This window comes from Streptomyces sp. NPDC052910 (assembly GCF_055585605.1).
In genome coordinates this window covers 255,042-280,540 of record NZ_JBVJJR010000003.1, presented here as the reverse complement: position 1 = coordinate 280,540, position 25,499 = coordinate 255,042, and the positions used below count along the sequence as shown (strand labels likewise).

Below are 25,499 nucleotides of genomic sequence, written 5' to 3'. Positions count from 1 at the left end.
TTCGCCGTTTCTGCGGGAGGGCCCGCATCCCCGGCATCGCGGCTTCGCCGCGAGGTCCTCAAACGCCGGACGGGCTGAGTGGTGCGCCCGGGCGCGAAACCCAGCCCGTCCGGCGTTTGAGGACAACCGCGCGGAGCGCGGTTTCGGGGGTGCGGGGGTCGGCCCCCGCAAGAAACGGGAAGGGGCGGGGCTGGGGAGAAAACTCCCCGGCCCCGCCCCTTTTCGGCGGCTACGCCTTGCGCAGGCGGAACGTCAGGGACAGGGAATCGTCCGTGAACGGCTCGCCGAACGCCTCGTCACCCTCGCCCGTCGCGAAGTCCGTCGCCAGGACCTCGTCCGCGATGAGGGAGGAGTGGTCGGCGAGAGCCGTCCGCACCTCCTCATCGGAGGACGACCAACGCAGGGCGATCCGGTCGGCCACATCGAGACCGGAGTTCTTGCGTGCCTCCTGGATGAGGCGGATCGCGTCCCGGGCCAGCCCCGCGCGCCGCAGCTCCGGGGTGATCTCCAGGTCGAGGGCGACCGTCGCGCCGGAGTCGGAGGCGACGGACCAGCCCTCGCGCGGCGTCTCGGTGATGATGACCTCGTCGGGGGTGAGGGCGACGGTCTCGCCGTCCACCTCCACGGAGGCGTTGCCCTCGCGCAGGGCGAGGGACAGGGCCGCCGCGTCGGCCGCGGCGATCGCCTTGGCCACGGCCTGGACGCCCTTGCCGAACCGCTTGCCGAGGGCGCGGAAGTTGGCCTTGGCGGTGGTGTCGACGAGGGAGCCGCCGACCTCGGAGAGGGAGGCGAGCGAGGAGACGTTGAGTTCCTCGGTGATCTGGGCGCGCAGCTCCTCGCCGAGCGTCTCGAAGCCGGCCGCCGCGACCAGCGCGCGGGACAGCGGCTGGCGCGTCTTGACGCCGGACTCGGCGCGGGTGGCGCGGCCGAGCTCGACCAGGCGGCGCACCAGCACCATCTGGCGCGACAGCTCCGGGTCGATCAGGGACGTGTCGGCCTTCGGCCAGGTCGCCAGATGCACCGACTCCGGGGCCTCCGGGTCGACCGGGACGACCAGGTCCTGCCAGACCCGCTCGGTGATGAAGGGCACCAGAGGGGCCATCAGGCGGGTGACCGTCTCGATCACCTCGTGCAGGGTGCGCAGCGCGGCCGCGTCGCCCTGCCAGAAGCGGCGGCGCGAGCGGCGGACGTACCAGTTGGAGAGGTCGTCCACGAACGCGGACAGCAGCTTGCCGGCGCGCTGGGTGTCGTAGGCCTCCAGGGCCTGCGTGACCTGGTCGGTGAGCGTGTTGAGCTCGCCGAGCAGCCAGCGGTCCAACAGCGGGCGGTCGGCCGGGGCCGGGTCGGCGGCCGAGGGGGCCCAGCCGGCGGTGCGGGCGTAGAGGGCCTGGAAGGCGACCGTGTTCCAGTAGGTGAGGAGCGTCTTGCGGACGACCTCCTGGATCGTGCCGTGGCCGACGCGGCGCGCCGCCCACGGGGAGCCGCCGGCCGCCATGAACCAGCGGACCGCGTCGGCGCCGTGCTGGTCCATCAGCGGGATCGGCTGGAGGATGTTGCCCAGGTGCTTGGACATCTTCCGGCCGTCCTCGGCGAGGATGTGGCCCAGGCAGACGACGTTCTCGTACGACGACTTGTCGAAGACGAGGGTGCCGACGGCCATCAGGGTGTAGAACCAGCCGCGGGTCTGGTCGATGGCCTCCGAGATGAACTGCGCCGGGTAGCGCTTCTCGAAGAGCTCCTTGTTCTTGTACGGGTAGCCCCACTGGGCGAACGGCATGGAACCCGAGTCGTACCAGGCGTCGATGACCTCCGGCACCCGGACGGCGGTGTGCGCGCAGCCCTCGGCGGTGCAGGGGAAGGTGACGTCGTCGATGTACGGGCGGTGCGGGTCGAGGCCGCTCTGGTCGGTGCCGGTGAGCTCGGAGAGCTCGGCGAGGGAGCCGACGCAGGTGAGGTGGTCGTCCTCGCAGCGCCAGATGGGCAGCGGGGTGCCCCAGTAGCGGTTGCGGGAGAGCGCCCAGTCGATGTTGTTGGTCAGCCAGTCGCCGAAGCGGCCGTGCTTGACCGACTCCGGGAACCAGTTGGTCTTCTCGTTCTCCGCGAGCAGCTTGTCCTTGACGGCCGTGGTGCGGATGTACCAGGACGGCTGCGCGTAGTAGAGGAGCGCGGTGTGGCAGCGCCAGCAGTGCGGGTAGCTGTGCTCGTACGCCACGTGCTTGAAGAGGAGGCCGCGCGCGCCGAGGTCGGCGGTGAGCGCCTCGTCGGCCTTCTTGAAGAACTGCCCGCCGACGAGCGGCAGGTCCTCCTCGAAGGTGCCGTCGGCGCGGACCGGGTTGACCACCGGCAGGCCGTAGGCGCGGCAGGTGCGGAGGTCGTCCTCACCGAAGGCCGGGGCCTGGTGGACGATGCCGGTGCCGTCCTCCGTCGTCACGTACTCGGCGTTGACGACGTAGTGGGCGGCGTCGGGGAACTCGACCAGGTCGAAGGGGCGGCGGTACGTCCAGCGCTCCATCTCGCGGCCGGTGAAGCGCCGGTCCGTGGCCGTCCAGCCCTCGCCGAGCGCCTTCTCGAGGAGCGGCTCGGCGACGACCAGCTTCTCCGTGCCGTCGGTCGCCACGACGTAGGTGACGTCCGGGTGCGCGGCGGCGGCCGTGTTGGAGACCAGCGTCCACGGCGTCGTCGTCCAGACCAGCAGCGCGGCCTCGCCGGCGAGCGGGCCGGAGGTCAGCGGGAAGCGGACGAAGACGGACGGGTCGACGACCGTCTCGTAGCCCTGCGCCAGCTCGTGGTCGGACAGGCCGGTGCCGCAGCGGGGGCACCAGGGGGCCACGCGGTGGTCCTGGACCAGCAGACCCTTGTCGAAGATCTCCTTCAGCGACCACCAGACGGACTGGACGTAGTCCGGGTCCATGGTGCGGTAGGCGTCGTCCAGGTCCACCCAGTAGCCCATGCGGGTCGTGAGCTCGGTGAACGCGTCGGTGTGCCGGGTCACGGACTCGCGGCACTTGGCGTTGAACTCGGCGATGCCGTACGCCTCGATGTCCTGCTTGCCGGAGAAGCCCAGCTCCTTCTCGACGGCGAGCTCGACCGGCAGGCCGTGGCAGTCCCAGCCGGCCTTGCGGCCCACGTGGTAGCCCTGCATGGTCCGGAAGCGCGGGAAGACGTCCTTGAAGACGCGGGCCTCGATGTGATGCGCGCCCGGCATGCCGTTTGCGGTCGGCGGGCCCTCGTAGAAGACCCACTCGGGCCGGCCCTCGGACTGCGCCAGGGTGCGGGCGAAGATCTTCTGCTCCTGCCAGAAGTCGAGCACGGCGCGTTCGAGCGCGGGCAGGTCGACCTGGGCGGGGACGGAACGGTACTGGGGCGCGGCGCTCTGGGGGCTCGCGGAACTCATCGGTGGCTACCTCCGGCTGGACGGTTGTGCGCTGTCCGTCGGAGGGACGAGAGCCGTTGTCCGTACTCCCGCGGTACCACCCTCCTTGGCCGCAGGCGTGTGCCTCCGGCCCCCTCATTGGGGTCGCGATGCCGGTTCTACTCGCCGGGGGTGTGTGGCCACACCCCTGGCTTTCCTCCGGCGGCTCCGGGGTGATCTTCACACCGCGCACGCCTCCGGGCTCACACCGTCCCCGGATCGCTCATGGCTGCGTGCGGCGCTACTCGTCCCATCCACGCCTTTCGCTGCGCCCAGTGTACGGGGCGAGGGCGGGGCGGGCCGACCGGTTATTCCGCCCGGCGCGGGGCCGGGCGCGTCCCGCGGGTTACAGGGCCGGGCGCGGGGCACACGGGTCGGCACCGGCGTGCCCCGTTGCCGCGTGCTCCGAGCCGATTTATCGTTCCCGCACGATTCGCGCGCAAGATCATAAAATGTGAAGGGGTCGCGGTCATGGCGGAGAAGTCCTCGACTGGGGCGGCCACGGCGCGGGGGCCTGCCGGCCGGGTCGGCCGGACGGGACGGGCCGGGCGGGCCCGTCGGGGTGGTGGGGCCCGCCGGGTGCGTCCTGTCCGGCGGAGTGGGCTGCTGTGACGGTGGGAGCGGCGGCCGGCACGAAGACGGCGAAAGCGGCGAAGAAGGCTCCGGCGAAGCAGGCTTCGGCGAAGCAGGCTTCGGCGAAGAGGGCATCGGGGGAGAAGACCTCGGTGAAGGCGCGGGCCAAGGGTTCGGTCAAGGATTCGGCCAAGGCTTCGGTGAAGACCGTCTCGGCCGGAAAGGCATCCGCCAAGAAGACGGCGTCGAAGGCCGCCGCGCAGGGTGCGCCGGGGCCCGAACAGGCGACGGTGCGGGGGTCTGCCGGGAGGGCGGCGGTTCCTCCCGCGAAGAAGGCGGCCGGGGCGGTGGCCGGGAAGAGATCCGGGAAGGCGGCGGTGAAGGCGGCCCCCGCGAAGAAAGCCGCCGCGAAGGCGACCGCGAACGAGTCCGCCGCTGGGAAGACGGCGAAGGCCGGGCCGGGCACGGGTGCCTCGTCGAAGAAAGCATCGGCAAAGAAGGCCGCTTCCAAGGCGGCGCCCACCGGGAAGGCCGGGGCGAAGGAGACGGCGGCCGGGGAGGCGGCGCGCTCGGCGGTGAAGAAGGCTTCCACGGGGAAGGCCGGGCGCCCGGCCGAGAAGGCACCGGCGAAGAAGGCGACGGCGAAGAAGGTGGCGCTCACCGCTGCGGCGGCGGGCGGGGAAGCCGCTTCTTCCGGCAGGAAGAGCGCGTCCTCGGCCCCGGAGGCGTCGGGGAGAGGAACGGCGTCCGCCAGGAGCGTCGGCGGGAGGTCGGGCAAGGCGGCGGCGGGTGGGGCCGTGGCCGCTGCCGCGAGGGGCGGATCCTCGGGCGGGAAGGTGCGGGGGAAGAAGACGGTGACCGTGGCGGGCGGGGGAGCGGCTGGGGGTGAGGCGCCTCGGAGGCCCGGGTCCGGCGCGGGGACGCATAGTGCGGCGACGGCCGGAAAAGCGGAGGCCACAGCCGCGGGCTCCCGCGAAGAGGCGAGGGCCGCGGCGGGGAAGAGGTCGGCGAAGAAGGCGGCCTCCGCTTCGGCGCGGGGCGGGCGGACCGGGGCCTCGGCGGCGGAAGCGTCGGCGGGGGCCGGGGGACCGGCCGCGGCGGCGGGAGCGGCGCCCGCTCGGGAGCGGGGTGACGGCAAGGCCATGCCGGCGAAGAGCGTCGCGTCGCCGCACCGGACGCGGCTGTCGGGACGGCCCGCGCCGGCCGCCGCACCGGCCGCCGCGCCGGCCGTGGCGCGGAAGGCGGCCCCGGTCAAGACCGGGGCCGTGGGGGAGGGCATCGTCGTCGCGGGGGACGCGGCGTCGGCGGGTACCACCAAGGAGACGGGAGCCGGAAACGTGGTTGCGAAGAAGACGGTGGGCGAGGTGCCGGACGCGACGAAGGTGCCGGGGGCGAGGGCGGACGGCGCGGGCGCGGGTGACACCGCGGCTGCCGGGGAGCTGCCCGTGCGGCCCGGCGAGGAGCCCTGGTCGCAGGGGGAGGCGGACGAGGCGCGGGCCGTGCTGGAGAGCGAGGTCGCGCGGCTGCGGGGGGAGATCCGGTCGGCGGAGGAGGCGGTCAGCGGGCTGATGCGGGACTCGGGGGACGGGGCGGGGGACGATCAGGCCGACACCGGGACGAAGAACACCGCCCGGGAGCACGAGCTCGCCCTCGCCGCCAACGCCCGGGAGATGCTCGACCAGACCGAGCGGGCGCTCGTCCGTCTGGACGCGGGTACGTACGGTCTCTGCGAGAGCTGCGGCAGGCCGATCGGCAAGGCCAGGATGCAGGCGTTTCCGCGGGCCACGCTGTGTGTCGAGTGCAAACAGCGCCAGGAACGTCGCTGACCCCGCGCGGGTGGCGTGCCGTACCCTCGTCCTCATCCGGGCAGTGCACCCGGAGCCCATCAGACACAGCGGTGCTCGGCACTGTCATGACCGGTGGTGGGTGACGCACGGAACCGAAGGACTCACGTGACAGAGGCGGAGCAGGCCGGACGGCCCACCGGTGCGCCGGAGGGGACCGACGTGACCGGAGGGACGACAGGCGGCGAGGGCGCGACCAGGGGCAGGCGCCGGCTCGTGGCGCTGTTCTCGGTCGCCGCCTTCGCCTATCTCCTCGACCTGTCCAGCAAGATGCTCGTCGTGGCGAAGCTGGAGCACCACGACCCGGTCGAGGTGTTCGGCAGTTGGCTCCAGTTGGACGTGATCCGCAACCGCGGGGCCGCGTTCAGCCTGGGCGAGACGATGACCATCGTCTTCACGATCATCGCCTCGGCCGTGATCCTGGTGATCGCCCGGATCGCGCGCAAGCTCTACAGCCTGCCCTGGGCCATCGCGCTGGGCCTGCTGCTGGGCGGCGCGCTCGGCAACCTCACCGACCGGCTGTTCCGTTCGCCCGGCGGGTTCGAGGGCGGGGTGGTGGACTTCATCGCCCCCGCCCACTTCGCCGTCTTCAATTTCGCCGACTCGGCGATCGTCTGCGGTGGCTTCCTGATCGTGATCCTCTCCTTCCGCGGGCTGGACCCGGACGGGACCGTCCACCAGGACTGACCTCGCATCGGGGAGCCCCGGCCAGGGCTGTCGTACGGCGGCGGCTCACCCGTCCGGCATACTCGACGGGTGAGCACGATTCCCGAGATCCGCGCCCTGCCCGTACCCGACGGCCTGGAGGGCGAGCGCGTCGACGCCGCCATCGCACGCATGTTCGGGTTCTCCCGTACCAAGGCGGCCGAGCTCGCGGCCGCGGGCAAGGTCCAGGTGGACGGTGCCGAGGCCGGCAAGTCCGACCGCGTCAGCGGCGGTGCCTGGCTGGAGGTCGAGATGCCCGCGCCGCCCGCGCCGGTGCAGATCGTCGCGGAGCCCGTCGAGGGCATGGAGATCGTCCACGACGACGAGGACATCGTCGTCATCGTCAAGCCGGTCGGCGTCGCCGCGCACCCCAGCCCCGGCTGGACCGGCCCCACGGTCATCGGCGGCCTGGCCGCCGCCGGCTACCGGATCTCCACCTCGGGCGCGGCCGAGCGCCAGGGCATCGTGCACCGGCTGGACGTCGGCACGTCCGGGCTGATGGTCGTCGCCAAGTCGGAGCGCGCCTACACCCTGCTCAAGCAGCAGTTCCGCGAGCGCACGGTCGACAAGCGGTACCACACGCTCGTCCAGGGGCACCCGGACCCGATGAGCGGCACCATCGACGCGCCCATCGGCCGGCACCCGAACCACGACTACAAGTGGGCCGTGACCGCCGAAGGCAAGCCCTCGGTCACCCACTACGACCTCATCGAGGCGTTCCGCGCCGCCAGCCTCCTCGACGTGAAGCTGGAGACCGGCCGCACCCACCAGATCCGCGTGCACATGTCCGCGCACCGCCACCCCTGCGTCGGCGACCTGACGTACGGCGCCGACCCGACGCTCGCCAAGCGGCTGAAGCTCACCCGCCAGTGGCTGCACGCCGTCCGGCTCGGCTTCGAGCACCCGTCGGACGGGCGCTGGGTGGAGTTCGCCAGCGAGTACCCCGAGGACCTGCGGCGCGCCCTGGAGATCGTGCGCGCCGAGAGCGCGTGAGCGGGATCCCCGCCCAGGTGCGGGTCGTCGCCGGGCCGGAGGAGCTGGAGGGCTGCTTCGCGGTGCGCCGCGAGGTGTTCGTGGGGGAGCAGAAGATCCCCGAGGCGGAGGAGCTGGACGCTTATGACGTCCACGCCGTCCACCTGCTCGCCACCGGCCCGTCCGGGCCCGTCGGCACCGTCCGTTTCCTGCACGGCGAGCCCGCCCGCCGGAAGTACGCCCACGCGGGCGTCGCGGACGACCTCACGGCCGTGCTCGGCCGGCTGGCCGTGGGCCGGGCGGCGCGCGGCACGGGACTGGGCGTCGCCCTGGTCCGGGCCGTGGAGGACGAGGCCCGGCGGCTGGGCCTCACCCGCGTCTACCTGGAGGCGCAGACGCACGCGCTCGGCTTCTACGAGCGACTGGGGTACGCGGCGTTCGGTCCCGAGTTCGACGAGGGCAGCGGGATACCGCACCGGGCGATGAGCAAGGAGCTCTGACCTTTCCCCGGCTCCGGCCCTTCCCCTGCCTGGCTGAGGCCTTTCCGCCGGCTGCGGCCGTGCCACCCGCCGCGACCGCTTCTCCCGCCGCGATCGCTTCTCCCGCGGCGGCCTCCCCGCCCACCGCGCTGACCACGGGCGTCGGCACCCCCGGGGCCGCCTGACGAGCCGCTTCATGGCACGCTGGGGTGAACGACTGTTCCCCCATGCGCCCCGGAGGGCACTCGTGGACCAGCTAGCCCTGTTGTTCGTCTTGCTGCTCGGGGCGCTCGTCACGGTACCGCTCGGCGACCGGCTCGGCCTGCCCTCCCCGGTGCTGATGACGCTGGGCGGGATCGTCCTGGCCCTGCTGCCGTTCGTGCCGAACGTCGACGTCCCGCCGGAGTTCATCCTCCCGCTGGTCCTGCCGCCGCTGCTCTACGCGTCGGCGCAGCGCACGTCCTGGCGGCAGTTCGCGGCCAACAAGCGGCCGATCTTCCTGCTGGCCGTCGCACTGGTCTTCGTCACCACCTCGGCGGTCGCGGCCGTGGCGCACGCGGTCGTGCCGGGGATCTCGCTCGCCGCGGCCGTGGCCCTGGGCGCGCTCGTCGCCCCGCCCGACCCCGTCGCCGCGACCGCCGTCGCGGGCTCGATCGGGCTGCCGCGCCGCCTGGTGTCGATCCTGGAGGGCGAGGGGCTCTTCAACGACGTGACCGCCATCGTGCTCTACCACGTGGCCGTCGCCGCGGCCGTCAGCGGCAGCTTCTCGGTGCCGAAGGCCATCGGCGAGCTGGTGTTCTCCGCCGTGGTGGCGCTGGCGGTCGGCCTGGGGCTCGGCTGGGGCGCGAAACGGCTGATGGACGTCCTCGGCGACGCGACGCTCCAGATCGGGCTCACCCTGCTGGTGCCGTTCGTCTCCTACGTCCTCGCGGAGGAGTTCAAGGGCTCCGGGGTGCTCGCGGTGCTGACCACCGCCCTCTTCCTCGCCGAGTTCGCGAGCGACGCGGACGACGTCCTGGGACGGCTGGCCGGACACACCTTCTGGGAGATCGTCGACACCCTCGTCACCGGCGTCGCCTTCGGCCTCGTCGGCCTCGAACTGCACAACGCCGTCGAAACCGCCTCCGGCCGCTGGGGCGAGATGCTCGGCATCGGCGGCATCGTCCTCGCCGTCGTGGTCGTCGTGCGGCTGGCGTGGCTGCTGCCCGCCGCCTGGCTCGCCAAGCGGCTGCACAAGGGCCGCGACGTCGACGAGGAGATCCTCACGAGCTGGCGGGAGACCATCGTGATGTGGTGGTCCGGGATGCGCGGGGTGGCGACCGCGGCGCTCGCCCTGGCCATTCCGCTGACCACGGACGACAAGTCGGCCTTCCCGGCCCGCGACGAGATCCTCTTCATCGCCTTCGCCGTCATCATCGGCACCCTCGTCGTCCAAGGGCTGACGCTGCCCTGGCTGGTCGACCTGCTCGGCGTGCGCGCCGACACCGACTGGACCCGCGAGCTGGAGCGGCAGCTCGCCATCCGGGCGGCCAAGGCGGCCCGGCACCGGCTGCTGGAGATCGAACAGGAGGAGGAGCTCTCCGAGGACCTGCGGGAGATGCTGCATCGGCGCGCCTACGACGTGGGAGCGCGCATCAGCCCCGAGATGGTCGACGAGGAGCGGCGCGAGGCGCACTCCCAGCGCGTGCAGCGGCTGCACACCATCCAGCGCATCCAGGCCGAGCTGCTCTCGGCGGCGCGGCACGCGGTGCTCGACGCGCGGAGCGAGCCGTGGATGGATCCGGAGGTGGTGGACCGGGTGCTGCGGCAACTGGACATGCGGTCGTTGCGGGGGATGTGAACGGGTGCCGCTGGCGGTCCGGCTCCGGGCCACTCAGACCGGGCCCAGGTCCTTCGGAACGGGCCCCAAGTCTCTCGGGACGGGTCACGGCCTCTCCGATCAACCCCCGGGTCTTCCCGAGCGGTCCCGGGTCTCTCAGACCGGGCCCGGCCCCGGGCCGATGTCGCCCGACGTGGGCGGTACCTGCCGGCGGTCCGGGGTCTCGGCCGGGCCCGGTGCGGGTGCGGTGCTGATGCGCGGCAGGGCGTAGGGGTGCTTCCTGCGCAGCCACTCGACCAACTGCTCGCGCACGACGCAGCGCAGCGTCCAGATGTCGTCGGCGTCCTTGGCGGTCACCAGGGCGCGCACCTGGATGGTGGTCGGGGTGGTGTCCGTGACGACGAGGCTCCACGCTCGGCCGTCCCACTCCCTTGCCCCCTTCACCACCTCGTACAGCCGCTCGCGCATGAGGTCGATGGGGGCGGAGTGGTCCAGGTGGAAGAAGACCGTGCCGGTCATCCGGGGGTTGCCGCGCGACCAGTTCTCGAAGGGCCTGCTGGTGAAGTACGAGACCGGCATGGTGATGCGGCGCTCGTCCCAGGTGGTGACCACCAGGTAGGTGAGGGTGATCTCCTCGACCGTGCCCCACTCGCCGTTCACCACCACGGTGTCGCCGATGCGCACCATGTCGCCGAACGCTATCTGCAGGCCCGCGAAGAGGTTGCCCAGCGTGGACTGGGCGGCCACACCGGCCACGATGCCGATCAGACCGGCGGAGGCGAGGACGGACGTGCCGATCGTCCGCATGCCGGGGAAGGTCAGCAGCATCGCCGCCACCGCGACCACGCAGACGGCCGCCGTGACGATGCGGCGGATCAGCGTCACCTGGGTGCGGACCCGGCGCATGCGGGCCGGATCGCGGCTGGTGGCGGCGTAGCGCGCGTACGCCGCCTCGACGATGGCCGTGGCCACCCGCGTCGCGAGCCAGGCGCAGGCCCCGATGAGCACCAGGGTGAGCAGCCTGGTGACCAAGGTCTCATGTTGTTCGGACAGCTCGGCCGAGTCGTAGCCGCCGCGTAGCAGCGCCGTGCACAGCACCAGCCGCAAGGGCATGCGGCAGCGGCGCAGCAAATGCCACAACGGGGCTTCCGGATGCCGTTCGGCAATCCGGCGAACCGTTTTGTCAGCGGCCCAGCCCACCACGATGGTGACGACCAGGGCAGCGCCGAGGACTGCGAGAGGCCGCAGCACGTCCTCCATGAGCACCAGCTCCTTCCGGCGTCCTGCCGGGCGAGCGTCCCTCCTTCGACCGTAGCTGGCACGATGGAGGCCACGCGATCCAGCCCTGCAAGGAAGTGACTCCGGTGCCGTCTCCTACCACGATCGTCCTGTTCCATTCGGCTTACGGACTGCGATCGGCCGTACACACCGCCGCCGAGCGGCTGCGTAGTGCCGGGTACGACGTGCACGTACCCGACCTCTACGACGGGCGGACGGCCGACACCGTCGAGGACGGTATGGCGATCAAGGACGAGATCGGACGGGAGGAGCTGCTGCGCCGGGCGATCACGGCTGCGGCGCCGCTTTCCGAGCGGGGGCTCGTGTACGCGGGGTTCTCGCTGGGCGGGTCCATCGCGCAGAATCTCGCGCTCGGCGATGAGAAGGCCCGGGGGCTGCTCCTGTTCCACGGCACGTCCGATCTGGCGGAGGACGCAGCGGTGGACGAGCTGCCCGTACAGCTTCATGTGGCGGACCCGGATCCGTTCGAGCCGCATGACTGGCTGAACGCTTGGTACCTGCGGATGGGGCGGGCGGGGGCGGAGGTCGAGGTGCACCGGTATCAGGGGGCCGGGCATCTGTTTACGGACCCGGACCTTGACGATTTCGACGCGGAGGCTGCGGAGCGGGCCTGGCGGGTGGCGCTCGCGTTCTTGGGGGAGTTGTAGGGGCCCCGGTCCCGCCCTTTCACCGTTTCTTGCGGGAGGGCCCGCGCCCCGGCATCGCGGCTTCGCCGCGAGGTCCTCAAACGCCGGACGGGCTGGGTGTCGCGCCCTGGGCGCGCACTTCAGCCCGTTGGGGGTGCCCCCTCCGGGGGAGGGGCCGGGGCACCCCTATCGCGTCAGCGCTCAGCGCACCGGCGCCTTCACCCGCTCCACCCGCTGCGTCCCCGCGAGCGTCCGGTACGACCGCGCCCACTTCGACGTCGCCTTCGGGTCGCGCTTGTCGGAGAGGACGTAGTAGTCCATCTGCGCGCGCTCGGCGGTGATGTCGAGGACGCCGTAGCCGTGGGAGTCCATGTCGACCCACTTCACGTGCCGGTTGGCGGCCTTGATGGCGGCGACCGCGGGGAGGGAGACCGTGTGCGGGAGGACGTGGAGGGTGTCGTCGAGGTTGTCGGCGGTGACGGAGGTGACGACGAACTCGGTGGCGACCGAGCGGGAGGCGGGGTACGTGGCGGCCGTCTCCGGGATGTCGTTGGCCCAGGCCATGTGGATGTCGCCGGTGAGGAAGACCGTGTTGCGGATGCCGTGGCCGGTGAGGTGGCCGAGGAGTTCGCGGCGGTCGTGGGTGTAGCCGTCCCACTGGTCGGTGTTGGCGGCGATGCCCTCCTCGGGCAGGCCGAGCAGCTTGGCGAGCGGCTTGAGGAGGTGGGCGGGCATGGCGCCGAAGGCGAGCGGGGACATCATCACCGGGTTGCCGACGAGCCGCCAGGTGGTGTCGGAGGCGGCCAGGCCGTCCTTGAGCCAGTCGAGCTGGGCGCGGCCGGTGAGGGTGCGGGAGGGGTCGTCGACCGCGCCGCTGCCGGCCTTGACCTGCTCGGAGCGGAACGAGCGCAGGTCGAGCAGGTGCAGGTCGGCGAGGCGGCCGAAGCGCAGCCTGCGGTAGGTGGTGCCTTCGACGGAGGGACGCACCGGCATCCACTCGAAGTACGCCTTCTTCGCCGCCGCCACGCGGTCCTTCCAGTCGCCCTCGGCGCCCGGCGTGTGGTTGACGGCGCCGCCGGACCAGGCGTTGTCGGCGAACTCGTGGTCGTCCCAGATGGCGACGAACGGCAGGGCCGCGTGCAGGGCCTGGAGGTCGGGGTCCGTCTTGTAACGGCCGTGCCGGGTGCGGTAGTCGGCGAGCGTGACGATCTCGTGTCTGGGCTCGTGCGGGCGGACGACGTACTTGGCGGCCGGGTACTCGCCCGACTTGTACTCGTAGAGGTAGTCGCCGAGGTGCAGCACCGCGTCCAGGTCGCGGCGGGCCGCGAGGTGGCGGTAGGCGGAGAAGTGGCCCGACTCCCAGTTGGCGCAGGAGACCACGCCGAAGCGGAGCCCGTCCGTGTGGGCGTCGGGGGCGGGGGCCGTGCGCGTCCGGCCGGTGGGGGAGTGGATTTCGCCCGCGCCGCCGGTGACGGTGAACCGGAAGAAGTAGTCGGTGCCGGGCCGCAGTCCGCGGACGTCGGCCTTGACCGTGTGGTCGCCGGCGGCGGACGCGGTGACCGTGCCGGAGACGGCGACCCGGCCGAACCCGGCGTCCTCCGCCACCTGCCAGCTCACCTGGACGTCCGGCCCGAGGCCCGAGCCGGGGACGGCCTCCGGGGCCGGGGTGACCCGGGTCCACAGCAGGATGCCGTCGGGCAGCGGGTCGCCGGAGGCGACGCCGTGCAGGAAGGCGGGGGCCGTCGCCGTCTCGGCGCGGACCGCGGCGCGGGCGGCGGTGGCCGCCCCGGCGGTCGGGGCGACGGCGAGGGGCAGCAGGGCGGCGGTCGCCGCCGCACCGGTCACGGCGGCCCGGCGGGATATGGGGGGACGTGGGTTCACGGGCGATAACTTTAACGCCGTTCGCACGTATGAGCGCCCACCCTGACAGGAGTTCGTCCGGCCCCTCCCGTGCCGTCACCTCCGCTTCGCCCCGTGTTCCCCGCCGGGCGGCGTGGGGGGCCGCCGAACGGCGGGAGGCGGACGGCCCCGTGGCCGTCCGCCTCCCGAGTCCCCGCCCGCGCGCTACTTCTTGCGCGGACCGAACTCCTTGTCCATGACCTGCTCGTACAGCTCCTTGGACGCCGGCGGCATCGGGCCCCTGGGGCCGTCCACGGTCAGCTTCTTCTTGCCGTGCAGCACGGTCGGGGTGCCGTCCACGCCGTCCTTGCCGAAGAGCTTGCCCATCTCCAGCGCCCACCGGTCGTAGACGTGGTCGTTGACGCTCTTCTCGAACTTCGCGTTGCCCTTCAGGGCCGGGACCTCCTGGGCGATCTCCAGGAGCTTCTTGTCGTCGGCGAAGGCGTCGTCCCGCTCGTCGGGGTGGTTCTTCTTGGAGTAGAGGGCTTCCTTGAAGTCGAGGAACGCGTCCGGGCTGACGTTCAGGGCGGCGCCCAGCGCGCTGACGGCGTTCTTGGAGCCGTCGCCCATGAGCTGCCGGTCGAGGAAGTTGACCATGACGAAGCGGACCTTGAACCGACCGGCCTTCATGTCCTGACGGATGGTCGAACCGACTTCCTGCTCGAAATCAGAGCACATCGGGCAGCGCGGGTCCTCGAATATGGTCAGGGTCTCCTTGGCGCCCTTCTGGCCGATGACGATCTCGTCGCCGTTCTCGCCGGTGGTGTTGGCGGGCTTGACGAGCGTCTTCTCGGAGGCGGCCTTCCAGTGGTCGCTGGTGCCGTCGTTCATCTTGGTGACCGCGACGACCACCCCGGCCGTGACGGCCAGGACGCCCACGACCGCGGCGGCCACGATGAGTTGGCGCTTGGTCTTGTCCTTCTTGGCCTGGCGCTCGCGTTCGGCACGCAGCCGTTCGCGGGCGGCCTGCTTGTTCTGGGCGCTGTTGCGGTTGCTCATGGTGTCTCTCCGCTGAGGGTGTACGAATGTCGGGACTGCTCGCTCAGGCTGTGCAGGCCCGGGGCGGTCCGCGTCGTACGACGGAGTGGAGGAGCAGGGGGAGCGCGCGCGGGCGCCGGGTGTCGCGGCGCGGGCGGCGCGCCGGGCCCGCCGCGCCGGGCACCGCGGTCGTGGCGGTGACCAGCAGCAGCGGGCGGAACGCGAAGGCGGCCACCGCGCGCACCAGTCGGGCGAGGGCCACCTCGCCGCGGTGGAGCCAGGCGGCGGCCAGCAGGCCGACAGCGATGTGCAGGGCGAGCAGCAGCCACGGGAGGGCGGAGCCGACGGCGTCGGCCCCGCCGTGCGGAGCGGTCGCCAGATGCGCCAGCGGCGTCCCCACGTCGCCGCCGCGGCAGACGAGGTCGATGCCCATGGAGCGCAGCGGGCCCGCGACCGGGCCGCCCGCCGCGCCGTAGCAGGCGTGCTGGCCGGTGGTGAAGACCGTGTCGGCGGCCAGTTCGAGGGGGACGAGGAGGGCGGCGATGTGCCCGTAGCCCCGTTCCCGGCCGGCCAGGGCGTAGGCGAGGACGAAGAAGGCGGCCGACAGCGCGGCGACCGTGGACACCGGCAGCGGCATCCGGGAGAGGAGGACGTGGGAGGCGGCCGAGAGGGTGACGCAGACGGCGGTGAACAGCGCGGCGCGCAGCGCCCGCAACCGAACTCCCGTCCCCTTCATAACCGGGAAGTGTGCCATGACACGCCGTGATTGTCGTGTGGAGATTCGGCATCTTCCGGCGGAGCCCCGGTGGGACCGGTGGAGCCCCGGTGGGACGGGAGCCCGGCGGGCGGGCGGTCGCCTCGGCCGCTACTTCAGCCGTGCGTCGACGGCCTGGCGGAACTGCTCGGCGGTCAGCGGAGCGCCCTTGCCCTGGGGCGTGTCCACGGTCAGTTTCTCGCCGTCCAGCTTGAGGGTCGGCGTCCCGGTCACGTCCTTGTGGCTGTCGAACTCGTCGGACATCTCCAGCGCCCACTTGTCGAAGGTGCCGTCCTTGACGTTCTTCTCGAACTTCGCGTTGCCCTTCAGGGCGGGGACCTGCTGGGCGATCTTCAGCAGGGTGTCGTCGTTCGCGAAGGCGTCCTTGGTCTCGGCGGGGTGGTTGGCCTTGGCGTAGAGGGCCTTGTCGTAGGCCGAGAACGCCTCGGGGCTCACGTCGAGGGCCGCGCCGACGGCGCTGAGCGCGTTCTTGGCGCCGGTGCCGCCCATGCCGCGGTCGAGGAAGGCGCCGATGTGGTACGAGACCTTGTACTTGCCGGCCTTGACGTCCTTGTCGACGGTGTCGCCGACGTTCTGCTCGAAGACCGAGCAGACCGGGCAGCGCATGTCCTGGAAGATCTCCAGGGTGTGCTTGGCGTTCTTGTCGCCGATGACGATCTCGGTGCCCTTGTCGCCCGCGGTGTGGGCCGGCTTGACGAGGGTCTTCTTGGCGGCGGCCTCCCAGGCGGAGTCCTTGCCGTCGCCGCCGAGCTGGGTCACGGCCACGGCGATGCCGGCCGCGACGGCGAGGACGCCGACGGCCGCGCCGCCGACGAGGAGCTGGCGACGGGTCCGCTCCTTCTTCGCCTGCTGTTCGCGCTCGGCGCGCAGCCGCTCGCGGGCGGACTGCTTGTTCTCCCAGTTGTTGCGCTTGCTCATGATGCCGCTTCTCCGTGCTGTGGCTGAGGGGGTTCCGGTCAGGCGGGGAGGGGCCGGGCCGGGGGGCCGCGCCGGATGACGGAGTGGAGGAGCAGGGGGCGCGCCTCGGGCGGGAGGGCGTGCGGGGCGCGCCGTACGGGCGCGGCGGCGGCCCGGACGGCGGGGGTGACGCGGGCCGTGGCCAGGCGCAGCGGGCGGAAGGCCGCGGCACCGGCGGCACGGGCCAGTCGGGCGAGGGCCGTCTCGCCCCGGGCCAGCCAGGCGGCGGCCAGCAGGCCGGCCACGAGGTGGCCGGCGAGCACCAGCCAGGGGCCGGCCCCGGTCCCGGCGGCGCGGGCCAGCGGGCCGCCCACCCCGCCCGGGCCGCAGATCAGGGTGAGGGCGCCGGGCAGCGGCCGGCCGCCGGCGTCGTAGCAGGTGTGCTGTCCGGTGCCGAGCGCGGCGCCGGCGGCCAGCTCCAGCGGGACGAGGAGGGCGGCGATGCGCCCGTACCCCCGTTCGCGGCCGTACAGCGCCCAGGCCGCGGCGTAGACCCCGGCGGCGACCGCGGCCACGACGGTCACGGGGAGCTGCCGGCCGGACAGCAGGACGTGCGAGGAGGTGGACAGCAGTACGCACAGCGCCGTGAACAGGGCCGCCCGCAGGGCCCGCGGCGGTGCTGCCGATATGTCCATATAGCGAGTCTGGCACGTATCGCGGTAAGCGCTGCTTAAAGGGCGATTCATACTGGTCGTACTCGAATGTTCATACGAAGGGTCGCCCGTGCTGTGGGCGACCCCCGGTGAGGGCGTGGCGCCGGAGGCGGGCCGGTACCCTTCAGGACTGCCGAGCCCCCTGTTCCCGTCCGCCCCGCCGGAGGTCCTCCACCGTGAGCAAGCCGCCCTTCACGCACCTGCACGTCCACACCCAGTACTCGCTGCTGGACGGTGCCGCGCGGCTCAAGGACATGTTCAATGCCTGCAGAGAGATGGGCATGACGCATATCGCCATGACCGATCACGGCAACCTGCACGGCGCGTACGACTTCTTCCACCAGGCCAAGAAGGCCGAGATCACCCCGATCATCGGCATCGAGGCGTACGTGGCCCCCGAGTCCCGCCGCAACAAGCGGCGCATCCAGTGGGGCCAGCCGCACCAGAAGCGCGACGACGTCTCCGGCTCCGGTGGTTACACCCACAAGACCATCTGGGCGGCGAACAGGACCGGCCTGCACAACCTCTTCCGGCTCTCCTCGGACGCCTACGCCGAGGGCTGGCTCACCAAGTGGCCCCGGATGGACAAGGAGACCATCTCCCAGTGGTCCGAGGGGCTGATCGCCTCCACCGGCTGCCCCTCCGGCGAGCTCCAGACCCGGCTGCGCCTCGGCCAGTACGAGGAGGCCCGCAAGGCCGCGGGCGAGTACCAGGACATCTTCGGCAAGGACCGCTACTTCCTGGAGCTGATGGACCACGGCATCGAGATCGAGCGCCGGGTCCGCGAGGACCTGCTGAAGATCGGCAAGGAGCTGGGCATCCCGCCGATCGTCACCAACGACTCGCACTACACCTACGCGCACGAGGCGAGCGCCCACGACGCCCTGCTCTGCATCCAGACCGGCAAGAACCTCTCCGACCCCGACCGCTTCAAGTTCGACGGCTCCGGCTACTACCTCAAGTCCACCGACGAGATGTACGCCGTGGACTCCTCCGACGCCTGGCAGGAGGGGTGCCGCAACACCCTTCTCGTCGCCGAGCAGATCGACACCACCGGCTGGTTCGAGAAGCGCGACCTGATGCCGAAGTTCGACGTCCCCGAGGGGTACACCGAGATCACCTGGTTCCAGGAGGAGGTCCGGCGGGGCATGGCCCGCCGCTTCCCCGGCGGGGTGCCCGACGACCGCCAGAAGCAGGCGGAGTACGAGATGGACGTCATCATCCAGATGGGGTTCCCGGGCTACTTCCTCGTCGTCGCCGACTTCATCATGTGGGCGAAGAAGAACGGCATCGCCGTCGGCCCCGGCCGGGGCTCCGCGGCCGGCTCGATCGTCGCGTACGCCCTGGGCATCACCGACCTCGACCCCATCCCGCACGGCCTGATCTTCGAGCGGTTCCTCAACCCCGAGCGCATCTCGATGCCCGATGTCGACATCGACTTCGACGAGCGCCGGCGCTCCGAGGTGATCCGGTACGTCACCGAGAAGTACGGCGCCGACAAGGTCGCCATGATCGGCACCTACGGCACCATCAAGGCCAAGAACGCGATCAAGGACTCGGCCCGCGTCCTCGGCTACCCGTACGCCATGGGCGACCGCATCACCAAGGCCATGCCCGCCGACGTCCTCGGCAAGGGCATCCCGCTCTCCGGCATCACCGACCCCAGCCACCCGCGCTACAGCGAGGCGGGCGAGGTCCGGGCGATGTACGAGAACGAGCCGGACGTGAAGAAGGTCATCGACACCGCGCGCGGCGTCGAGGGCCTGGTCCGGCAGATGGGTGTGCACGCGGCCGGCGTGATCATGTCCAGCGAGACGATCACCGACCACGTCCCGGTCTGGGTGAGGCACTCCGACGGCGTCACCATCACCCAGTGGGACTACCCGAGCTGTGAGTCGCTCGGCCTGCTGAAGATGGACTTCCTCGGCCTGCGCAACCTCACGATCATGGACGACGCCGTCAAGATGGTGAAGGCCAACAAGGGGATCGACATCGATCTCCTGAGCCTCCCGCTCGACGACCCCACGACCTTCGAGCTGCTCCAGCGCGGCGACACCCTCGGCGTCTTCCAGTTCGACGGCGGGCCCATGCGGTCCCTGCTGCGGCTGATGAAGCCCGACAACTTCGAAGACATCTCCGCCGTGTCCGCCCTGTACCGGCCGGGCCCGATGGGCATGAACTCGCACACCAACTACGCGCTCCGCAAGAACGGCCAGCAGGAGATCACGCCGATCCACCCCGAGCTGGAGGAGCCGCTCGAAGAGGTCCTCGGCGTCACCTACGGTCTGATCGTCTACCAGGAGCAGGTGCAGAAGGCCGCCCAGATCGTCGCCGGCTACTCGCTCGGCGAGGCCGACATCCTCCGCCGCGTCATGGGCAAGAAGAAGCCCGACGAGCTGGCGAAGAACTTCGTCTTCTTCAAGGAGGGCGCGAAGAAGAAGGGCTTCTCGGAGGAGGCCATCCAGGCGCTCTGGGACGTGCTGGTCCCGTTCGCCGGCTACGCCTTCAACAAGGCGCACTCCGCCGCGTACGGCCTGGTCTCCTACTGGACCGCCTACCTCAAGGCCAACCACCCGGCCGAGTACATGGCGGCGCTGCTCACCTCGGTCAAGGACGACAAGGACAAGTCCGCGACGTACCTCAACGAGTGCCGCCGCATGGGCATCAAGGTGCTCCCGCCGAACGTCAACGAGTCCGAGGCCAACTTCGCCGCCCAGGGTGACGACGTGATCCTCTTCGGCCTCACCGCCGTCCGGAACGTCGGCGCCAACGTCGTCGACTCGATCATCCGCTGCCGCAAGTCCAAGGGGAAGTACACCTCCTTCCCCGACTTCCTGGACAAGGTCGAGGCGGTCGTCTGCAACAAGCGCACCGTCGAATCGCTGATCAAGGCCGGCGCGTTCGACGAGATGGGGCACACCCGCAAGGGCCTCACCGCGCACTACGAGCCGATGATCGACAACGTGGTGCAGGTCAAGCGCAAGGAGGCCGAGGGGCAGTTCGACCTCTTCGGCGGCATGGGCGAGGAGGACAGCAGCGAGCCCGGGTTCGGGCTCGACGTCGAGTTCTCCGACGTCGAGTGGGAGAAGTCGTACCTCCTCGCGCAGGAGCGCGAGATGCTCGGCCTCTACGTCTCCGACCACCCGCTCTTCGGCATCGAGCACGTCCTCAACGACAAGGCCGACGCCGGGATCAGCCAGCTCACCGGCGGCGACTACGCCGACGGCGCGATCGTCACCATCGGCGGCATCATCTCCGGCCTCCAGCGGAAGATGACCAAGCAGGGCAACGCCTGGGCCATCGCCACCGTCGAGGACCTGGCCGGCTCCATCGACTGCATGTTCTTCCCCGCCACCTACCAGTTGGTCTCCACCCAGTTGGTCGAGGACGCCGTCGTCTTCGTCAAGGGCCGGCTGGACAAGCGGGAGGACATCCCGCGGCTGGTCGCCATGGAGCTGATGGTCCCCGACCTGTCCAACGCGGGCACCAACGCACCGGTGATCATCTCCATCCCCACGGTGAAGGTCACCCCGCCGCTGGTCGAGCGGCTCGGCCAGGTGCTCACCCACCACCGGGGCTCCACCGAGGTGCGCATCAAACTCCAGGGCGCGCGCAAGACGACCGTGCTCCGCCTGGACCGGCACCGGGTCACCCCCGACCCGGCCCTCTTCGGCGACCTGAAGCAGTTGCTCGGGCCGTCCTGCCTGGCCGGCTGACCGACCGGTCGCGTACGACGGAGGGCGCGCCCGCTGACCGCGGGCGCGCCCTCACGTGCATCCGGGCGCCGGTCAGTTGTGGCCGAAGCGCTTCTGCCGGCTCTTGTGGGCCACGTCCGCCGGCGTCACCCGTGTCGACTGGGCCTCCATGGCCGATTTCTGCGCCTCCTGCCGGCCGCGCTCGCTCTGCGTCGCCTTCTGCTGGCTCCGGTCCTGCTTCTTGTTCTTGGCCATGGCCGTTGTTCGCCTCCACTCCGGATGCCCCCCGGGTGTTTCCGCACAACACCCTGGCACGCGCCGACGAAACCCGCATTTCGGTCCATAACCATGTGTGACAGCGATACTTCTCGGCCGCACCCCGTATCCGCCACGCCGATGATCCAGTTCGGACTGATAACCCCCGTGCGGTCGGGCAGACTCCTGGGAAAGCCATGTGACATCCGGGGCACTGCCGTGCCGGGGGCGACCGCATCACCCGACATGCCGGACATGCTGGACTTACGGAGAGAAGGTGCACCGTGGACCGCTGCGTCGTCCTGGTGGACGCCGGGTACCTGCTGGGCGCCGCCGCCAGCCTGCTGGCCGGGGAACCCGCCCGGTCCCGCATCACCGTCGACCACACCACTCTCATCCAGGGCCTGCGCGAACGCGCCGAGGACGACACCCAACGCCCCCTGCTCCGGATCTACTGGTTCGACGGCGCCCCCGACCGGGTGCCCCAGCCCGAGCACCGCCGGCTGCGCGTGATGCCCCGGGTCACCGTCCGGCTCGGCGCCCTCACCCGCACCGACGGCCGCTGGGCGCAGAAGGGCGTCGACGCGGCCATGCACGCCGAGCTCACCGAACTCGCCCGCAACCGGGCCTGCTCCGACATCGTCCTCGTCACCGGCGACGGCGACCTGCTGCCCGGCCTGATGTCCGCCAAGGAACACGGCGTCGCCGTCCACCTCTGGGCCGTCCAGGCCGCCGACGGCGACTACAACCAGTCCGAGGACCTCGTCGCCGAGGCCGACGAACGCCGCGTCCTCGACCGCACCTGGATCACCCGCGCCGTGCGCGCCCGCGAGCTCACCGGGTCCTGCGCGCCCGCGCCCACCGCCGAGCCCGAGATCGCGGCGATCCTCTCCGCGCCGCTGCCCGAGAGCGGTGGGCCGGGGGAGCGGGTCGGGGCGTCGGCCGTCTCCGCCGAGCCGCGCGAGCCCGTACGCAACGGGGTACGGCCCGCGCCCGCGCCCGCCGGCGGCGTCGCCGCGGCCACCGCCGAGCGGGGTGACGTGTCGGGCACCCGGACCGTGCCCACCCCCAAGGACCTCGCCGTCCTCGGCAAGGGGCCCGCCGCCGGGCCGGCCGTGTCCGCGCCGCCCGCCCTCGGGCACCCCAACGCCACGCTGCGGTGGTCCTCCGACCGGGGGCTGGTCGACCGGGGGCCCGGCAACGGCTCCGGAGAGCCTCCCGAGATCGCCGCCCTGCCGACGCTCGCCCAGCTCACCAGCGCGGAACAGCGGTGGGCCGACCGGGAGGAGGACATCACGACGGTCGGAGGCGATCCTTTCGAGGTCGGGCAGGTGTTCGCGCGGCGGTGGACGGAGCGGATCACCGACTCCGTGCATCTACAGCACCTGTCGACGGAGTACCCGCGGATTCCTCATCGGATCGACGGGGAGTTGCTGCGGTACGCGGCGCGGTTCGGATTGCTGGCGCATAAAGACGATCAGATTGACGAGCGGGACCGGTATGCGATTCGGGCCGGGTTCTGGCGGGAGATCGATGCGCGGACCGCTGCGGAGCATGCGCCTGCGGGGGATTGAGGGTGCCCCGGTCCCGCCCTTTCACCGTTTCCTGGGGGCTGCGCCCCCAGACCCCCCTTTTCGCGGCTTCGCCGCTCGTCCTCAAGCGCCGGACGGGCTGGATTTAGCCCGTCCGGCGTTTGAGGACAGCGCCCGGAGGGCGCTTCGGGGGTGCGGGGGCCTGCCCCCGCGAGAAACGGTGAAAGGGCGGGACCGGGGCAACACCCCCGCACCCCCGACGCAGCCGCTCCCCGCCGTACGCGTACCCTCATAGCTCGTGAGGATGGGCGTGAAGCAGGCGGCAGGGCACGCCGGAGAGCCGGTGGTGTGCTCCGTGCGCGGTCTCGTGAAGACGTACGCCGCCGCTCGCGGCCGTCGCGGAACACCGGCCGACCAGGAGATCCGCGCCAGCGACCGCATCGACCTCGACGTCCGCCGAGGCGAGATCTTCGGCCTCCTCGGCCCCAACGGCGCCGGCAAGACCACCCTCGTCCGTCAGCTCACCGGCCTCCTCCGCCCCGACGAGGGCAGCGTCGAGCTGCTGGGGCACGACCTCGTCCGGTACCCGGACCGCGCGGCGCGGCTCGTCGGCTACCTCGGGCAGCAGTCGAGCGCGCTGGACGAGCTGACGGTGGCGCTGGCCGCCGAGACGACCGGGCGGCTGCGCGGTCTCGGGCTGCGGGCGGCGCGGGCCGAGCGGGACGCGGTGCTGGACGAGCTCGGCCTCGGGCCGCTCGCGGGCCGGCCGCTGAAGAAGCTCTCCGGCGGCCAGCGCCGCCTCGCCTGCTTCGCCGCCACGCTGGTCGGCGACCGCCCGCTGCTGGTCCTGGACGAGCCGACCACGGGCATGGACCCGGTCGCCCGGCGCGCGGTGTGGGCCGCCGTCGACCGGCGGCGCGCCGAGCGCGGTGCCACCGTCCTGCTCGTCACCCACAACGTCATCGAGGCCGAGACCGTCCTCGACCGGGTCGCCGTGCTGGAGCGCGGGCGCATCATCGCCTGCGACACCCCGGCGGGGCTCAAGGAACTCGTCGCGGACGAGGTGCGGCTCGACCTCGTCTGGCGGGACGCGCCGCCGCTCGACGTCCCCGAGGTCGCGGCGCTCCGCGACACCGCCACCGAGACCGGCCGCCGCTGGTCGCTGCGGCTCGGCCACGCCGAGGCGCGGGCGGCCGTCGCCGCCGTGACCGGCGGCCCCGCCTTCGCCGCGCTCGACGACTTCACGCTCGCCACGCCCAGCCTTGAGGACGTCTACCTCGCGCTGGGCGGCCGTGCGGAAGGTCTGGTGAAGGGATGACGAGGGCCCGCAGAACGTCCGCCGCCGTGCCGCCGCCGCCCGTACCGAACAGGAGTCGTTCCGCGTGAGTGCTGTGTCCGCAGAAGCGGTGTCCGGAAAGGTACGGGAGCGGGGTGCGGCCCGGCCCCGGCCCGTGGGCGGGGAGCCCGCGCCGCTGGCGCCGCGCGCGCGGCTGCTGCCCGCGCTGGCGGCCGTCTACCGGGCGCAGCTCTCGCGCGCCCGGGTGGCGCGGATCCCGCTGCTGTTCGTGGCGACCTTCCAGTCCGTCGGCATCATGATCCTGATGCGCGGGGTCGTGGACGGCGGCGACGAGGCGCGGGCCGTGGTGGCCGGCTCCAGCGTGCTGGTCGTCGCGTTCGTCGCGCTCAACCTGCTGGCCCAGTACTTCGGCCAGTTGCGGGCGAGCGGCGGGCTCGACCACTACGCGACGCTGCCCGTGCCGCCCGCCGCGGTGGTACTGGGGGCGGCGGGCGCGTACGCCTCGTTCACCGTGCCCGGGACGGCCGTCACCGCCGTCGCCGGCAGCGTGCTGTTCAAGCTGCCGCTGGCCCACCTGTGGGTGCTGGCCGGCGTCATCCCGCTGTCCGGGGCCGCCCTCGCCGGGCTGGGCGCCGCCCTCGGGCTGCTCGCGCCCCGGCAGGAACTGGCGACGCTGCTGGGGCAGCTCGGCATGTCGGCCGCGCTGCTGCTCGGCGTCCTGCCCGTCTCGCACATGCCCGCGCCCATCGCCCTGGCCCGCGACCTGCTCCCGTCGACGTACGGCGTCGAGGCGCTCGCCCGCAGCTTCGACGCGCACCCCGACTGGCTGCTGGTCGCCGGCGACCTCGGCGTCTGCGCGGGCGTCGGCGTCGTCTCGCTCGCCGTCGCCACCTGGGCCTACCGCCGGGCGGCGGTGCGGTGAGGCGCGGGACCCGGGGGACGCGCCGCGCCGCCCGTACTGCCGCCGACGCGACTGCCACGACCTGGCACGATGGCGGGGTGACCGCACCACTGACACCCTCGTCGAACGACCCGACCCCGCCCGGCCACGGAACCCCGGCCCCCTCCTACGAGAGCCGGAGCCTCCTGGACGCGGTGCGCGCCGAACTGCCCGCCGCGGGCGTCGTCGCGGCGGCCGTGACGGTCTCCGGGGCGCTCTTCGGGCTGCTGTGGGTGTGGCTGGCGCCGCACGTGCCGCTGATCTCGGACGGCCGCGCGGTCTTCCTCAAGAACTCGGAGGGCGAGCAGGCGATCGGCGCCGACGGCACCTTCGCCCTGCTGGGCCTGGGCTTCGGCGTGGTGGCCGCGGCCCTCGTCTTCCTCCTCCGGCGGGCCGGCGGCATCGCCGTCGTCGCCGCCCTGGCGGTGGGCGCCCTGCTGGCCTCCGTGCTCGCCTGGCGGCTGGGCGTCTGGCTCGGACCCGCCTCCGACGTGGCGGCCCACGCGCGGGCGGTCGGCAAGGGCGTCGTCTTCGACGCGCCGCTGCGGCTCGGCGCCAAGGGGATGCTGCTGGCCTTCCCGATCGCGGCGATGGCCGTTCACCTGGCCCTCACCGCGGCCTTCGGACCGCGGGACCCGGAACCGGTCCCGCCGTGGGAGGCGGGCGCCGGTTCTCGGTGAGCTTTAGGCCGGGCGGCGGCCGTGGTTGGCTCGGTTCTTCTTGAGACGCCACTTGCGCTTGCGGGTGCGCTTGGACATGTGGGCCCTTTCGTGGGCGGTCGGGTGACGC

At 72.2% G+C, this 25,499-nt stretch carries 21 protein-coding genes; 11 read left to right on the top strand and 10 right to left on the bottom strand.

Features of this window, described 5'->3' with window-relative positions; genetic code table 11:
- Positions 1-229: 229 nt before the first annotated feature.
- A complete protein-coding gene (gene ileS / locus ACZ6X9_RS12220; protein ID WP_469777906.1) occupies positions 230-3,394 on the bottom strand; it encodes an isoleucine--tRNA ligase in 3,165 nt (1,054 codons plus the stop codon).
- A 487-nt stretch (positions 3,395-3,881) separates the two neighbouring features.
- The gene (locus ACZ6X9_RS12215; protein ID WP_469777905.1) at positions 3,882-5,129 is read right to left on the bottom strand and encodes a hypothetical protein; all 1,248 of its coding nucleotides are present in this window, start codon (positions 5,127-5,129) and stop codon (positions 3,882-3,884) included.
- Between ACZ6X9_RS12215 and ACZ6X9_RS12210 the strand changes: the two genes are divergently transcribed.
- From ACZ6X9_RS12210 to ACZ6X9_RS12190, 5 genes are all read left to right on the top strand, one after another.
- Complete coding sequence (locus tag ACZ6X9_RS12210; RefSeq protein ID WP_469777904.1) at positions 5,128-5,811, top strand: TraR/DksA family transcriptional regulator; 684 nt, start codon at positions 5,128-5,130, stop codon at positions 5,809-5,811. The genes ACZ6X9_RS12215 and ACZ6X9_RS12210 overlap by 2 nt on opposite strands.
- A 126-nt stretch (positions 5,812-5,937) precedes the next feature.
- Complete coding sequence (lspA, locus tag ACZ6X9_RS12205; RefSeq protein WP_469777903.1) at positions 5,938-6,516, top strand: signal peptidase II; 579 nt, start codon at positions 5,938-5,940, stop codon at positions 6,514-6,516.
- Between the two features lie 69 nt (positions 6,517-6,585).
- On the top strand, positions 6,586-7,527 hold the full coding sequence (locus ACZ6X9_RS12200) for an RluA family pseudouridine synthase (RefSeq protein ID WP_223767002.1): 942 nt from the start codon (positions 6,586-6,588) through the stop codon (positions 7,525-7,527).
- Complete coding sequence (locus tag ACZ6X9_RS12195; RefSeq protein WP_469777902.1) at positions 7,524-8,006, top strand: GNAT family N-acetyltransferase; 483 nt, start codon at positions 7,524-7,526, stop codon at positions 8,004-8,006. The genes ACZ6X9_RS12200 and ACZ6X9_RS12195 overlap by 4 nt, the downstream gene beginning before the upstream one ends.
- Positions 8,007-8,232: 226 nt before the next feature.
- Positions 8,233-9,825 (top strand): Na+/H+ antiporter, encoded by a 1,593-nt coding sequence (locus ACZ6X9_RS12190; RefSeq protein ID WP_469777901.1) that lies wholly within the window; start codon positions 8,233-8,235, stop codon positions 9,823-9,825.
- Positions 9,826-9,960: 135 nt separating this feature from the next.
- Here ACZ6X9_RS12190 and ACZ6X9_RS12185 read toward each other — a convergent pair whose 3' ends face one another.
- Positions 9,961-11,064, bottom strand: a complete 1,104-nt coding sequence (locus ACZ6X9_RS12185; RefSeq protein WP_469777900.1) for a mechanosensitive ion channel family protein — start codon at positions 11,062-11,064, stop codon at positions 9,961-9,963.
- A 104-nt stretch (positions 11,065-11,168) separates the two neighbouring features.
- On the opposite strand from ACZ6X9_RS12185, the gene ACZ6X9_RS12180 reads away from it, so the two are divergent.
- Entirely contained in the window at positions 11,169-11,750 is a 582-nt protein-coding gene (locus ACZ6X9_RS12180) for a dienelactone hydrolase family protein (RefSeq protein ID WP_469777899.1), read from the top strand.
- A 180-nt stretch (positions 11,751-11,930) separates the two neighbouring features.
- Here the strand turns inward: ACZ6X9_RS12180 and ACZ6X9_RS12175 are convergent, their stop codons facing one another.
- The 5 genes from ACZ6X9_RS12175 to ACZ6X9_RS12155 all read right to left on the bottom strand — a co-directional run bounded on the left by ACZ6X9_RS12175 (position 11,931) and on the right by ACZ6X9_RS12155 (position 16,973).
- Positions 11,931-13,610: an alkaline phosphatase D family protein gene (locus tag ACZ6X9_RS12175; RefSeq protein WP_469777898.1), complete on the bottom strand. Its 1,680-nt coding sequence runs from the start codon at positions 13,608-13,610 to the stop codon at positions 11,931-11,933.
- Positions 13,611-13,793: 183 nt separating this feature from the next.
- Entirely contained in the window at positions 13,794-14,627 is an 834-nt protein-coding gene (locus tag ACZ6X9_RS12170) for a thioredoxin domain-containing protein (RefSeq protein WP_469777897.1), read from the bottom strand.
- Between the two features lie 43 nt (positions 14,628-14,670).
- Positions 14,671-15,342 (bottom strand): hypothetical protein, encoded by a 672-nt coding sequence (locus tag ACZ6X9_RS12165; protein WP_469777896.1) that lies wholly within the window; start codon positions 15,340-15,342, stop codon positions 14,671-14,673.
- Between the two features lie 129 nt (positions 15,343-15,471).
- Positions 15,472-16,299, bottom strand: a complete 828-nt coding sequence (locus ACZ6X9_RS12160; protein ID WP_469777895.1) for a thioredoxin domain-containing protein — start codon at positions 16,297-16,299, stop codon at positions 15,472-15,474.
- A 38-nt stretch (positions 16,300-16,337) separates the two neighbouring features.
- Positions 16,338-16,973, bottom strand: coding sequence for a hypothetical protein (locus tag ACZ6X9_RS12155; protein WP_469777894.1), 636 nt, complete (start codon positions 16,971-16,973; stop codon positions 16,338-16,340).
- 194 nt (positions 16,974-17,167) lie between these two features.
- Between ACZ6X9_RS12155 and dnaE the strand changes: the two genes are divergently transcribed.
- Complete coding sequence (dnaE, locus tag ACZ6X9_RS12150; RefSeq protein WP_469777893.1) at positions 17,168-20,707, top strand: DNA polymerase III subunit alpha; 3,540 nt, start codon at positions 17,168-17,170, stop codon at positions 20,705-20,707.
- A gap of 72 nt (positions 20,708-20,779) precedes the next feature.
- On the opposite strand, the gene ACZ6X9_RS12145 is transcribed toward dnaE, so the two are convergent.
- Positions 20,780-20,941 (bottom strand): hypothetical protein, encoded by a 162-nt coding sequence (locus ACZ6X9_RS12145; RefSeq protein WP_469777892.1) that lies wholly within the window; start codon positions 20,939-20,941, stop codon positions 20,780-20,782.
- A gap of 284 nt (positions 20,942-21,225) precedes the next feature.
- Between ACZ6X9_RS12145 and ACZ6X9_RS12140 the strand changes: the two genes are divergently transcribed.
- From ACZ6X9_RS12140 to ACZ6X9_RS12125, 4 genes are all read left to right on the top strand, one after another.
- Positions 21,226-22,515, top strand: coding sequence for an NYN domain-containing protein (locus ACZ6X9_RS12140; RefSeq protein ID WP_469777891.1), 1,290 nt, complete (start codon positions 21,226-21,228; stop codon positions 22,513-22,515).
- A 304-nt stretch (positions 22,516-22,819) separates the two neighbouring features.
- Positions 22,820-23,791: an ABC transporter ATP-binding protein gene (locus ACZ6X9_RS12135; RefSeq protein WP_469778636.1), complete on the top strand. Its 972-nt coding sequence runs from the start codon at positions 22,820-22,822 to the stop codon at positions 23,789-23,791.
- A 64-nt stretch (positions 23,792-23,855) separates the two neighbouring features.
- Complete coding sequence (locus ACZ6X9_RS12130) at positions 23,856-24,692, top strand: ABC transporter permease (protein WP_469777890.1); 837 nt, start codon at positions 23,856-23,858, stop codon at positions 24,690-24,692.
- A 77-nt stretch (positions 24,693-24,769) separates the two neighbouring features.
- Positions 24,770-25,390 carry an ABC transporter permease gene (locus ACZ6X9_RS12125; protein ID WP_469777889.1) on the top strand — a complete coding sequence of 207 codons (621 nt, stop codon included), beginning with the start codon at positions 24,770-24,772 and terminating at the stop codon, positions 25,388-25,390.
- Positions 25,391-25,393: 3 nt separating this feature from the next.
- On the opposite strand, the gene ACZ6X9_RS12120 is transcribed toward ACZ6X9_RS12125, so the two are convergent.
- On the bottom strand, positions 25,394-25,468 hold the full coding sequence (locus ACZ6X9_RS12120) for a 50S ribosomal protein bL37 (RefSeq protein WP_420895160.1): 75 nt from the start codon (positions 25,466-25,468) through the stop codon (positions 25,394-25,396).
- Between the last annotated feature and the right edge of the window lie 31 nt (positions 25,469-25,499).